General features: G+C 35.4%; 13 protein-coding genes. 9 read left to right on the forward strand and 4 right to left on the reverse strand.

What is annotated here, in order from left to right; genetic code table 11:
- Window positions 1–162 precede the first annotated feature (162 nt).
- From MKX14_RS17695 to MKX14_RS17720, 6 genes are all read left to right on the forward strand, one after another.
- Window positions 163–1,035, forward strand: a complete 873-nt coding sequence (locus MKX14_RS17695; protein ID WP_240283112.1) for a LysR family transcriptional regulator — start codon at window positions 163–165, stop codon at window positions 1,033–1,035.
- A 368-nt stretch (window positions 1,036–1,403) separates the two neighbouring features.
- Complete coding sequence (locus MKX14_RS17700; RefSeq protein WP_000031350.1) at window positions 1,404–2,390, forward strand: DUF1852 domain-containing protein; 987 nt, start codon at window positions 1,404–1,406, stop codon at window positions 2,388–2,390.
- A 21-nt stretch (window positions 2,391–2,411) separates the two neighbouring features.
- Window positions 2,412–3,455, forward strand: coding sequence for a methionine synthase (metE, locus tag MKX14_RS17705; protein WP_032004310.1), 1,044 nt, complete (start codon window positions 2,412–2,414; stop codon window positions 3,453–3,455).
- 185 nt (window positions 3,456–3,640) lie between these two features.
- Window positions 3,641–4,132 (forward strand): flavin reductase, encoded by a 492-nt coding sequence (gene rutF / locus MKX14_RS17710; protein ID WP_000249487.1) that lies wholly within the window; start codon window positions 3,641–3,643, stop codon window positions 4,130–4,132.
- 677 nt (window positions 4,133–4,809) lie between these two features.
- A complete protein-coding gene (locus tag MKX14_RS17715; protein ID WP_240283113.1) occupies window positions 4,810–5,391 on the forward strand; it encodes a TetR/AcrR family transcriptional regulator in 582 nt (193 codons plus the stop codon).
- 122 nt (window positions 5,392–5,513) lie between these two features.
- Window positions 5,514–6,041, forward strand: a complete 528-nt coding sequence (locus tag MKX14_RS17720; protein ID WP_046813247.1) for a hypothetical protein — start codon at window positions 5,514–5,516, stop codon at window positions 6,039–6,041.
- Between the two features lie 11 nt (window positions 6,042–6,052).
- On the opposite strand, the gene MKX14_RS17725 is transcribed toward MKX14_RS17720, so the two are convergent.
- From MKX14_RS17725 to MKX14_RS17735, 3 genes are read right to left on the reverse strand one after another with little or no spacing between them, the layout of a single operon-like run.
- Window positions 6,053–6,832, reverse strand: coding sequence for a tetratricopeptide repeat protein (locus tag MKX14_RS17725; protein ID WP_046813240.1), 780 nt, complete (start codon window positions 6,830–6,832; stop codon window positions 6,053–6,055).
- Between the two features lie 17 nt (window positions 6,833–6,849).
- Window positions 6,850–7,629 (reverse strand): hypothetical protein, encoded by a 780-nt coding sequence (locus MKX14_RS17730; RefSeq protein WP_046813241.1) that lies wholly within the window; start codon window positions 7,627–7,629, stop codon window positions 6,850–6,852.
- Window positions 7,630–7,662: 33 nt separating this feature from the next.
- The gene (locus MKX14_RS17735; RefSeq protein WP_233734995.1) at window positions 7,663–8,349 is read right to left on the reverse strand and encodes a type IV secretion protein Rhs; all 687 of its coding nucleotides are present in this window, start codon (window positions 8,347–8,349) and stop codon (window positions 7,663–7,665) included.
- Window positions 8,350–8,445: 96 nt separating this feature from the next.
- Here MKX14_RS17735 and MKX14_RS17740 point away from each other — a divergent pair, with 96 nt between their 5' ends.
- Entirely contained in the window at window positions 8,446–9,117 is a 672-nt protein-coding gene (locus tag MKX14_RS17740) for a hypothetical protein (protein ID WP_046813243.1), read from the forward strand.
- Between the two features lie 127 nt (window positions 9,118–9,244).
- On the opposite strand, the gene MKX14_RS17745 is transcribed toward MKX14_RS17740, so the two are convergent.
- On the reverse strand, window positions 9,245–9,577 hold the full coding sequence (locus tag MKX14_RS17745) for a darcynin family protein (protein ID WP_046813244.1): 333 nt from the start codon (window positions 9,575–9,577) through the stop codon (window positions 9,245–9,247).
- Window positions 9,578–9,698: 121 nt separating this feature from the next.
- Between MKX14_RS17745 and MKX14_RS17750 the strand changes: the two genes are divergently transcribed.
- A complete protein-coding gene (locus MKX14_RS17750) occupies window positions 9,699–10,298 on the forward strand; it encodes a TetR/AcrR family transcriptional regulator (protein WP_046813245.1) in 600 nt (199 codons plus the stop codon).
- Window positions 10,299–10,800: 502 nt separating this feature from the next.
- Window positions 10,801–12,138, forward strand: a 1,338-nt coding sequence (locus MKX14_RS17755) for a TolC family protein (protein WP_240283114.1), incomplete at its 3' end; no start/stop codon positions are given.

A 12,138-nucleotide genomic window follows, 5' to 3' on the forward strand; every position in this document is an offset into this window, starting at 1 on the left:
TTCCTGAGAAAGATAGGGGCTTTACATTTATGAAGATAGATATAGATATCTAATATATTTTTCATCATCTAAAATAGGTTTTAATAAAGATGATTTTTATTTTGAACAGAAATCTAAAAATAAAAATCGATAAAAACGACTATACCTCTATGAGTTTTTGGAATGATCGAAAGAATATCGCTGAATTCACTAAAATTTTTCTATTTTGTGGCGAAATATGGCAGCGTCACTTTAGCTGCAAAGAAATTATTTGTGACGCAAAGTGCGGTCAGTAAACAAATTTATAATTTAGAAGAAGCTTTAAATACGACTTTGTTCGATCGAAAAAATAAAACACTTGTGATGACCGAGCAGGGTGAAATTTTATTAAGTTGTTGCCATCAGGTGTTTGGTCAACTCGATGAATGTTTAATACAGCTAAGCCAACCTAAAACTCATAACAAGCAACTGGTTTTGTCGTGTGAACCGACGCTTTCAATGAAATGGCTCATTCCACGGTTGTCAAAATTTAAAAAGCTCGGGTACGATTTTGAGGTTGTGCTACTCACAGCAGGCGGCGTGGTCGATTTTGAAAAAGATAATATTGATATCGCGATTCGCAGAAATGACTTTGATTGGGGAGAGCATATCTATAGCGAAAAAATTGCCGATGAATATATCGCTCTAGTTCAAGCAACCAAGCCATCGGAAACCAACGACGTACTCATTTCGACTTCTAGACCAAATTTTTTCAAAAACATGAGCCGCATTGCTGAGTTAAAGCAGAGTTTAAAAGGCTACACCAAAGTTGAACTCGAACATTTTTATCTATGTTTAGAAGGCTGTTTAGCGGGACTTGGCGCAACAGTCATCTCAATTTATATGATTGAAAAAGAGCTTGAGTGGAACTTACTGAAAAAAATTTCACCTGTTGTACAAGATAATTCAGCCTATTTTTTACTTTCTCATAGTGCTTTTGAGGAAGATTCACGCAAAACCATATTTTTAGAATGGCTAAAAGCAGAGATGAATGAAAGTCAGCACACATTACTTTAGGTTGATTCTTTTTAACTTAAATTTTTACTATTAAGTATTTGAAAGTAATAATTAATATTTAAAATAATTAAGGTGCCGTGTGAGCGCCGCATATTGAATTTCTGCTGTCTAAAATTCCCGAAGATGAAAAAAATTTAACTTCATACTTATTTATTAAACCCTAAACATGAATTTCACTCAGTTTGTAATGAGACTAAATCATTTTTATTCATGTTCTGATTGCGGTATAAATCTATTCATGCTTTGAAGCGCTCCAGTAATTCACTTTGATAAGACCATAAGGCACAAATCTGACAAGTCTGGAAAGTTTAAAAAGAGCAAAAAGTTTTTATTTAGGTTTTATCTCAGAAATTAGGGTACTGATCACAATGAGTAAAGAATTTACATTTACGATTAAGAGTATTTGTTTCGATGAGAACTATCGTCCAGCAGACAATACACGTATTACAACCAACTTTGCTAACTTGGCAAGAGGGATGAGCCGCGAAGAGAATTTGCGCAATACATTGCAGATGATCGACAATCGTTTCAATGCCTTAGCTCATTGGGACAACCCTAAAGGCGACCGCTATGGCGTTGAACTTGAAATCATTTCAGTTGAAATGAACATTGATGCCGAAAACCGTACTAGCGGGCTTCCTCTCATCGAAATATTGAAAACCAATATTGTTGATAAGAAAACCAATGAACGCATCGAAGGTATTGTAGGCAACAACTTCTCGTCTTATGTACGTGATTATGACTTTAGTGTGCTGTTGTTAGATCACAACAAAAACAAGTCGACTTTTAGTACGCCAGAAAAGTTTGGTGAATTGCACGGTAACTTGTTTAAGAGCTTTATTAACTCTGAAACTTACAAAGCCAACTTTAAAAAAGCACCTGTGATTTGCTTAAGCGTTTCGACGACTAAAGAATACCACCGTACTGAAAACGAACATCCTGTTTTAGGTGTTGAATACAAGCAAGAAGACTATTCATTAACTGATGAATATTTCCAAAAAATGGGCTTAAAAGTTCGCTACTTCATGCCGCCAAATAGCGTTGCGCCGTTAGCGTTCTATTTTACAGGCGATTTGTTGAGTGATTACACCAACCTTGAGTTGATTAGTACCATTAGTACGATGGAAACATTCCAAAAGATTTACCGTCCTGAAATTTACAACGCAAACTCAGTGGCTGGAAAATCTTATCAACCAAGCTTGAAACACGAAGATTATTCACTTACTCGAATTGTGTATGACCGTGAAGAACGTAGCCGTTTGGCTATTGAGCAGGGGAAGTTTGTTGAAGAGCAATTTATCAAACCATACCAAGCGATTCTTGAGCAGTGGTCTGCTAATTACGCTCCTAATTAATCAACATACGGGTCATTGATCATGAAAAAATTATTACCGACTTCAACTGCTGGCAGCTTACCTAAACCGTCTTGGCTTGCAGAACCTGAAAAGCTTTGGTCACCTTGGAAACTTGAAAACGAAGGCTTAGCCGAAGGTAAAAAAGACGCGTTACGTTTGGCTTTGCATGAACAACAACTTGCTGGCATCGACATTGTGAGCGATGGTGAACAAACTCGCCAACACTTTGTGACCACGTTTATTGAACACTTAAATGGTGTAGATTTTGAGAAGCGCGAAACAGTTCGTATTCGTGACCGTTACGATGCAAGCGTACCGTCTGTGGTAGGTGCGGTGTCTCGTCAAAAGCCAGTGTTTGTTGAAGATGCAAAGTTTTTACGTCAGCAAACCAATCAACCAATTAAGTGGGCATTACCTGGCCCAATGACCATGATTGATACGCTTTACGATGGTCACTATAAGAGCCGTGAAAAACTGGCTTGGGAATTTGCCAAAATCTTGAATCAAGAAGCGCGTGAGTTAGAAGCTGCTGGTGTAGATATCATTCAGTTTGACGAACCTGCATTTAACGTATTCTTTGACGAAGTAAATGACTGGGGCATCGCGACTTTAGAGCGTGCAATTGAAGGTCTAAAATGTGAAACTGCGGTACACATTTGCTACGGTTACGGCATTAAAGCCAACACTGACTGGAAAAAGACACTTGGTTCTGAATGGCGCCAATACGAAGAAGCTTTCCCAAAACTTCAAACGTCTAACATTGATATCATCTCGTTAGAATGTCACAACTCACATGTGCCTATCGATTTACTCGAACTCATTCGTGGTAAAAAAGTCATGGTTGGTGCAATTGATGTTGCATCTAACCAGATTGAAACACCAGAAGAAGTGGCTAACACACTACGTAAAGCGCTTCAGTTTGTAGACTCTGACAAGCTTTACCCTTGCACAAACTGTGGTATGGCACCTCTTTCTCGTGAAGTGGCACGTGGCAAGTTAAATGCTTTAAGTGCAGGTGCAGAAATTGTTCGCCGAGAACTGACTGGTTATGATCTTACTGCTTAATATTTACCAATAAGTGGTATAAAGGGTTACTTTTTTGATGGCAGTTGATAATCAAACAAGTAACCCTCATTTTACTTACTACATGTCGCTCTAATCAGATCGCATGTCGATAGTACCTTCCTGATGGAGTTGGGCGGTATAGCAAACACACAGGACAAGGTACGGTTCAATTTAGGAATAATGTCATGGTTCAAGCAACAGACTTTAGAAATGCAATGTCTTTACTCACAAGTGCGGTTAGCGTTGTGACCACGGCAGGCATGTCTGGCCGTTTTGGATTTACTGCCTCTGCTGTTTGTAGTGTGACTGACACACCGCCGACATTATTGGTGTGTATGAACCAATCTGCGAGTTCACATGCACATTTCCTAGATAACAAAATCTTAACTGTGAACGTGTTAGGCGCGCACCACGAACATATTTCAAAAGCATTTTCATCTAAGCTCACACCAGAAGAGCGCTTTAAACATGGCGCATGGATTGAGTTAGAAACGGGTTCACCTGTGTTGGATGATGCTTTGGTAAGTTTCGATTGTGAGATTGAGCAAATTCAACAAGTCGGCACACACACGATTTTTATATGTCCGATTGTGGCGATTAAACAAAGCCAACATGACCAAAGCTTGGTTTATTTTAACCGTGCTTATCACCAAGTGGGGCAGACCGAGATTGTCTAATCTCACTTTCCATTTTGTTGTTTCAAATTAAAAGTTAAAAGATAGAAATGAGTAAGCATGGATCGCTTCACTTAATTTAAAAATATAATTAAATATAATATCTAAAATAATAATTTAGTTAATCTAATGAAAAACAATAAGAAATTTAAATACTTGTCATAAAAGCTACATTGACACCTCTCAACTCTCAGATTATGCTTTGCGTGCTGGCCACATTGCCAGCCGGCTTTGACAGGCTGATCTTTGAGAACATTGAAAAAACACGTTTTTTTGATGTAGACTCACTCGTCTCCCTTTTTGTAGCGGTAGGACGGAAGGGGGACGCCTTTGTGCGTGCTGGGTTCTCGAAGCCAGTCTGTCAACCCTCTTTCGTTCTGCCACCATAATTCCAAATGAATGCTTTGGCAGAACTCCCAAAATCAGGAGTTGGCTATGCACATCCATCATTTTTTGGCCCTCAATGCCAAAAGCTATAACAACACAGCTTAAAAAATTACAGCAGCTTGAACGCCCTAAGGTTTTCAGGCTTTACGTCATTTTTACTTAAAACTTAGCAAAACAAAACTTGAGATGTGCCAAGCACCGTCTTACGGCTTTGCTGTGCCTTTTTTTCTCCCAGAAAAGGCACAGGCTTTTTATCTCATTTAGAAACAACAAGAATTTATAACGGTAAAACTATGCCAACTTTAGAAAGATCTTCCAAAAAATTACAGGTGGTTCAAACCGCCATCCAACTCTTTACCACGCATGGATTTCATAATGCAGGCGTAGACCTGATTATCAAAAAATCCAAAATTCAAAAAGCCACGTTTTATAACTACTTTCACTCGAAAGAACGGCTTGTTGAAATGTGTCTAATCTTTCAAAAAAGCCGACTGAAAGAAGAAGTACTGGCAATTGTCTATTCACATCGCTATCCAACCGCAGCCGATAAACTCAAAGAAATTGTCCGTTTACATGTCGATGTGAGTAGCCTTTACCATCTTTTGTTTAAAACCATTTTTGAATTAAAACTGCTTTATCCACGGGCTTACCGCATGGCAGTTGAATATCGTAAATGGCTACTTAAAGAGCTTTTTGATTTGGTCTTTAGTCTGGAAACTAACAAACCGAAACCCGATGCCAACATGGTTTTAAACTTAATTGATGGCTTGATGCTACAGGTTTTAAGCTCAAATCGTTTGGATGAAAGAGATGTGGTGTTAGAGATGTTTTGGGGAAGGGGTAATAATAAAATAGTATACGGTGACTATACTTAAGGTTATTCAATAAAATTTTATTTTCATGCTAATATTTAACCGCTAAGGGTGTATGAAATATATTTATATATTATTTTATATATTAATTTGAGAGTGGTTATTTAGTTTAGGATATATTAATGATGAAATTATTTATAAAAATTATTTTATCCTTAGTAGCTGTTTTTCTTATTCTATTAATTTTAACTTCATCTTTTAACCTGCAATCAAAAGTTTTTAAATTATTTTATCCTGATTGGATTGAAGTAAAAGATTATAAAATTTTAGATTATAAAGTTTACTGTTCAAGTAAACCATGGCGACGAGGAATGGATAGGAATGCTCGTGGAAATATAAAGTATCAATATACATATCGAAATACTACTTATACATCAGAAAAAGAAGATTTTTTGGTTGTATATAGACTGTTTATCTCTGAAAATTGTGATGAGATGAAAGAGCAAAACATATCTATATTTAATGAGATAAAGAAAAATAATGAAATAAAAGTTTTTATTTCACTAGACGCAAAGAAATCGAAAATATTAATAACCAAAAAAGGTTTATCATTTAGAAATTCTTGGATGATAAACCTTATGTTAGAAATCCAGTTAATAATTTTAGTTTTAATTGGTTTAATTATATATCTGATTGTGACTTCTAAGAAGTAAATTACTTAGAACTATTGGAAGTGTTCTAATGCTTCTTTTGCTGGCTCATATCCATTGTCGGCAGCTTTTTGGAACCAAAATTTAGCTTTTTCATAATCCGATAAAACATTAGCATACATATAGGCTAGATTATTTTGAGCTTCAGGTACGCCTTTTTCTGCTACTTTTGTATATAGCTCTAAAGCTTTTTCATTATCTTGTTTAACAAGAGTACCATCAGAATAAATATTTGCTAAATTATATTGAGCTTCAGAAAGATTTTGATCTGCAGCTTTCTTATATAATTCTAGTGCTAAATTAATATCTTTTTTTATTCCATTCCCTGAAAGATAAGCATTTGCTAAATTATATTGAGCTTTAGCATATCCTTGATCAGAAGATAATTTATAAAATTCTAAAGCTTTTGATCTATCTTTATTTACATAATAGCCATTATCGTACATCAAACCCAAATTATATTGAGCTTCTGGAAAGTTGTTTTTAGCAGCTTTCTCATACCAATAGTAAGCTTTTTCTTCATTTTTCGGAGTGCCTATTCCTTTGGAATACATTCCTGCTAAATCATTTTGTGCAATAGGTAAGCCTTTTTCAGCTGCCATTTGGAAATAAGAAAAAGCTTTTTGATAGTCTTTAGGAGCATCTTTACCTAAGAAATATTTACCGCCTTGTTCATATAATTGGCTTGCTTCACTTTGAGTTTTATTTTGTTGGGGAATAGGTTCTGAGCAGCCTGCACTACCTAATAAAAATACACTTATGAGGCTAGAAATCATTAAATACTTTAAATTCATAATATAACTCTTTTAAATTAATCTGCTCCAACTATATGCCATTCTAGCATTGGATCTCTTTTGATCGCCTCTTGCTTTTCTTTTTCTGCTGCTTTTGTTTCAAGTTCATCTACCATATCTATTGCATCAAGAACACCTTGAGCTGTCTGGATGGCAGTATTTGTTTTTCCAACCTTTTCTCCTAAATAATCTCCAGATTCTTTTAGTCCATATTTTAAACCTATTGCTGCACCAGCACAGGTGAGACCAACAACTGTAGCTTTTCTAGGATCTAATCGTTTTATTGCTACTTTTGCGCATTTTCCAGCAGCAGCAAGCCCAGCTACTTCCCCTGTCTTTTCTCCAGCTTTAGATAACACTAATGTAGAAGATTTTGTTGCAAGGGCTTCAGGGTTTCTATCGACAATAGCTAAAGTTAACTCTACTCCGTCTCCAAAGTTACCTGCTTTTGATCCTAATTTATCAACCTTGCTACCGAATTTTTTAGTATCAAATACTTTTGTATGCTGATTACCTTTGAAAATTCGTCCTGTCTGGGGATTTTCTTTATAAAATCGGAATTCCTTAGCTTTTTCCAACCTTTCTTTACTAAACAAAGGCGTATTTTTTGAATGAACAAGACCCCATCTAAAATTGTAATTGTCTATAACTGATGTTCCATCTTTTAAATAACCTAATACATCTGAAGTTTTTGCAGCTACATTACCCGCAGTTTCAAGATGCTCTCTAGTAAAAACTGAAACAGGCCTACCATTTTGGTTTACTTTCTGTTGTAAATCTTTCTGTTCATTTGCCATCTTTATCGCTCACAATACTTTTTGAATATTCAATTATTTATGATAGTTACTTCTTAAATAATCGCCTTTCTCATCTGTTTCTTGTAATAAATCGATTTCTTTTAAGATCTTGGGACTTACTAAAATTATCTCCCTTACCAAGTTATTTTCTATTCTTAGTATTGGTTTAAATTCATTAGTAATTAAACTTTTCACGGATAGTATTGGAAAGTCATCTTTAGGACATACAAATACGGCTTCACCATCATTATTTGTTCTACATTCCATAAGAATTTTATTATTATCATTACTTAAATTAAACTCTAAATTTGGTATAGGATCTCCTATAAGGTCTAGGAATTTAATATAAGTATTATCCTCAATAGTTCCACCAAAACGGCTAATATAATAGTGCCATTCATCGCCACCAATCAGAACTTTAACTTTTTCCTGTTCCTGAGATCTGATGCGTCCAGTCCTACCATACTGGTCAAGGAAGCCAGTTTTTACTTGTCCATTTGAATGTAAAACAGAATATTTAATATTTGATGTATCTGGAAATAGATTATAAACATCTAATTTATTACTAAAAGGAGATTGAACGTTAGGGATTTCGGGTAAAGAATAATTAGCTTTTTCCCCGCCTTTAAAAAGGTGTTGTCCAGCTTTCGGCTCAAATTTTCCTGGTGTAATCAGAGTAATACCATCTTTATTAATAATAATTTGAGAACCACCAGCCATCAATAACCTCAATTTTTATAAAAAAATATTCAGAATTTTGTATGGATATAGCCTAAAATAAATGTATATCAAATGTCTCGTTATTTTACGTAAAATATGACTTTCATCTTAGCTATTCAATTAAACGATAGCATTGTCGTTGCAGCTGATAATAAAAGAGTAACTGTAAATGAAACCTTAGATGTTGAACTTTCTACTACACATTACTCGAAGTTATATGCTTGGGAGCAAGGTATTATTACTGGTACGGGCGAATCAAGAGTGGTTCAGCAATCAGTTGATATATTTAAAAATATAGCAAAATCTAAATTAAGAACTTTACCTGAATGTTTAGATATTTCTAAGAGAATACGAACCTTAGAGTTAGGTCAAAACCTTGATCAGGTTCATAATGGAAAATTACTTTGCTCTAGTTATAGTCAAGAAGGTGCGCAATTATATAAAATTGAAAGATTTGATAAAACTTCTCAGCATACGCTGCAAAAAGTTTCTCCCATGGAGATTATTATTTGGCTGTTTCATCCTAATGTAGACTTGATTGCAGATAATTTGAATAACCTATATTTTGACCTTAAAGATTATTCTTATTTTTCAAATCAAGTTGATTGGATCAATTATTATATCAATAGGCTTACACCAATTTATCAAAAACAAAGTGAAGTTGATCCATTTATGAGTCAAAGCTTTGATATCTTTTTTCAAACAAAAGATGAGCATTTTTTTGGGCATATACCTAACACACAAAATATTCCTTTAAGTTTTCAATAAGAATAGCTATATGAAATAGATATAAAAAAATCGAAATAAAGGTAGATTTTAAAATAGCTATTACTTTAGGCGTAGCCATAAAATTACTGGCTTAACGTATCAATTGTTTGATAAAAATTATCCTCATTTACAGGAAACTTTCTTCATACTCCAAATACCCATCTTCAATTGCAGGAATAATCTCTACAAACTCAAAGTAGGGTACTGTACAAAACTCAGAGTCTCGAATCGCATCAATTACAAAATAATAATCTTGCAAAGATGTGGTCTCAAACACAGCAATATCACTGGCTTTAGTGCTAAACGCTTCAACGTCATACCACCGAAATTTTACAGTTGGGTACTTCGCAAAAATAGGTTCAAGCTTCTGTGTAATAAACTCAGCCCGCTTTTCACGAGCTAAAGCCAACCAAGCAGGCAAAGCTCTTAAATGAATAAAAAAAGTATAGGTTCTAGGCATAACCACTCCATGACTGAGGCGAGTTGTAGTTCAACTGAAAAGACAGCATTTGCTTGTCATATCAATATGACTCAGTCAGTATATGAGTGATTACTCACATTAAATACTCGCATTTCGGCTCATGTCAGAAACCCTCCCAGACCCACGCAAACGCCCGCGTCAAGCACGCTCAGTGGCTACATTTGAAGCTATTTTAGAGGCGGCTGCTCGCATTTTGGAGTCGTTAGGCTTTGCTGGATTTAACACAAATGCCGTGGCTGAACTTGCTGGCGTAAGCATTGGTAGCCTATATCAATACTTTCCATCTAAAGATGCTTTAATTGTCGAGTTAATTCGACGTGAGCGCGCCAAACTTTCAAGCCATATTGTTGAAGCCATACAGCAGCATGAAGCCGCAGACTTAAAAGAAAAATTAAAACTCATCATTCAGGCTGCTGTGCAACATCAATTGAGCCGTCCGCAGTTGGCACGAACTTTAGAGTTTGCTTCAGAACTGATTGGAAAAGATGTTGAGGAAAATGAGCTTCAACACGAACTTGAAACCATAATTTCTGAACTGTTTATATATTCTGGTATTTCACATGAGCAGACAGCCGCACAAGATGTAATTGCGTTAAGTAAAGGAATGATTAACGCAGCAGGCATAGCAGGGGAAAGTGATTTAAACCATTTACAGCAGCGAGTTGAAAAGGCTGTATTTGGGTATTTGGATCTGACGTAATATTATTAATTTATGAATCTGTAGATATAAAAAAGGGCTGTTATTGGCATCCTTTTTCGCAAAATATATATTGTGTTTATAAAATAGATGGGGGAGTGTTTTTATTAATTTTATATGTTTTTAATCATGTGTTTTAAATTTATTTAAATTAATCATTATTGCTGCTTTTAAATAAATGATATATCTTTAATATATGATTTTTTAGAGTTTATAGCCTACCACTTCCCCAAGGGGTAGGTTTTTTTTATTTAAAATTTTTACTATAGCTGTTGAGTTGTATAGTTTTATTAGGTTTTAAATGTGTGTGTTTAAAACTTATTTTTATAATTTAAATTTTAAAAAAATTAATTGTTTAGTTAATGTTTTTTAAAAATAATCATTTTTCGCTTTATTTTTTTTAAAAGAAAATTATTCTGAAAATTATTTGTTTAAGGTGTGGGGTTAATAATTTTTAAATAAGTTTTGGATTGTTTTAAAATATTTCAAGAGATTAGATCTTCTAATGAGTAAATTGCCTCTTCCACACAATGATTTACAACTTATAATCAAATCAGGTACAAAGTTTTTTATATATTTTTGTATTGCTTCTAGTTTATCAATATCAATCACAAAAGCAGAGACGGTGTCTGTTAACTCGGGAAAAAACTTAACAAAAAAAGTTTCTAAGCTCTTTAAACCCACGCCGGATGAAAGCTATCGATCTATCGACTTCCAAAAATTAAGTAATTTAGGCTTTGATCAGAACCAATTTCAACGGTTTGGAAATGATGGGAATTATTTACCGACTTCTACTGCGATGTGGAATAATCAAGTCAGTTTAGTTGATGCTGTTCAATATGCAGTTCAACGAAATCCTAACATTTCTCAAGCCATTTCAACTTTAGCTGGCCAAAATGCCGGTATTGATGTTGCGAAGGCGGGTTATTACCCTCAAATTTCAGGTGGTATTACCACAGGTGACTTGAGTAGCGGTGAGCGGGGAAGGCAGTTACTCACATTATCTGCAACTCAAATGCTTTTTGATTTTGGTAAAGTCAAATCAGGTGTATCGGTTGAGAAGGCCAAACTCCAAGTCGAGCAGGCGAATGTTTTGGTCAGCATTGACGATATTGCACTTGATGTGGCTCAGTCGATTATCAATATTCAGCGCTATCTCCAATTAAATAAAATTGCCGAGCAGCAAATTGCGGGTATTCAGCGAATTCAGGAAATCGCTAATTTACGTGCAAATGCTGGTATTAGTAGCCAAGCTGATCCAGTTCAGGCACAAACATATTTAGAATCTGCGCAGTCAACACTCATTGCACAGCAATCTTTATTACGTCAATACCAACAACATTTAAGAACTCTGGTAGGCGTAGATGTTTTTAATAAATCATGGATCATTCCTGACGATTTAGTGAAACAATCTGGTCTTTATAGTGAACCTGAGTTTAATACCATTCCAAAAATGATCGCTGCACAAGCAGGCATTGAGGTGGCTAAAGCTCAAAAGGAACAGACCCGACTGAGTCGTTATCCGACTTTGGCAGTGAAAGGCTCTTTGAGTCAGGCTATTAACGGAAGAAACCCAAACAATAATGAAGATGACGGTTTATATAGTTCCATCATGCTTGAAGCCACCAGTCAGTTTTATCAAGGTGGATCAGTTTCTTCTCAGGTAAAAATGGCAAGTTATGCAGAAGAAGCCGCTAAATCTAAAGTGAATTCTGTGTATCTGGATGTGCTCGATCAGATCAGAACCAGTCGTGAGCAAATTGAAAATAAACAACGTCAAATGCAGGTTTTAGCCAACCGCCAAGCGACGACAGTTCGTACACGCGAACTTTATCAAGAGCAG

The sequence above is a fragment of the Acinetobacter pittii genome (assembly GCF_022449185.1).
GTDB classification, from domain to species: domain Bacteria; phylum Pseudomonadota; class Gammaproteobacteria; order Pseudomonadales; family Moraxellaceae; genus Acinetobacter; species Acinetobacter pittii_I.

Bases quoted from the DNA above. Each gene is read 5' to 3' on its own strand.
- MKX14_RS17740 (WP_046813243.1), top strand. From the start codon at position 8,446: ATGACTTTCATCTTAGCTATTCAATTAAACGATAGCATTGTCGTTGCA.
- MKX14_RS17695 (WP_240283112.1), top strand. From the start codon at position 163: ATGATCGAAAGAATATCGCTGAATTCACTAAAATTTTTCTATTTTGTG.
- rutF (WP_000249487.1), top strand. From the start codon at position 3,641: ATGGTTCAAGCAACAGACTTTAGAAATGCAATGTCTTTACTCACAAGT.
- MKX14_RS17750 (WP_046813245.1), top strand. From the start codon at position 9,699: ATGTCAGAAACCCTCCCAGACCCACGCAAACGCCCGCGTCAAGCACGC.
- metE (WP_032004310.1), top strand. From the start codon at position 2,412: ATGAAAAAATTATTACCGACTTCAACTGCTGGCAGCTTACCTAAACCG.
- MKX14_RS17700 (WP_000031350.1), top strand. From the start codon at position 1,404: ATGAGTAAAGAATTTACATTTACGATTAAGAGTATTTGTTTCGATGAG.
- MKX14_RS17725 (WP_046813240.1), bottom strand. From the start codon at position 6,832: ATGAATTTAAAGTATTTAATGATTTCTAGCCTCATAAGTGTATTTTTA.
- MKX14_RS17745 (WP_046813244.1), bottom strand. From the start codon at position 9,577: ATGCCTAGAACCTATACTTTTTTTATTCATTTAAGAGCTTTGCCTGCT.
- MKX14_RS17720 (WP_046813247.1), top strand. From the start codon at position 5,514: ATGAAATTATTTATAAAAATTATTTTATCCTTAGTAGCTGTTTTTCTT.
- MKX14_RS17730 (WP_046813241.1), bottom strand. From the start codon at position 7,629: ATGGCAAATGAACAGAAAGATTTACAACAGAAAGTAAACCAAAATGGT.
- MKX14_RS17715 (WP_240283113.1), top strand. From the start codon at position 4,810: ATGCCAACTTTAGAAAGATCTTCCAAAAAATTACAGGTGGTTCAAACC.
- MKX14_RS17735 (WP_233734995.1), bottom strand. From the start codon at position 8,349: ATGGCTGGTGGTTCTCAAATTATTATTAATAAAGATGGTATTACTCTG.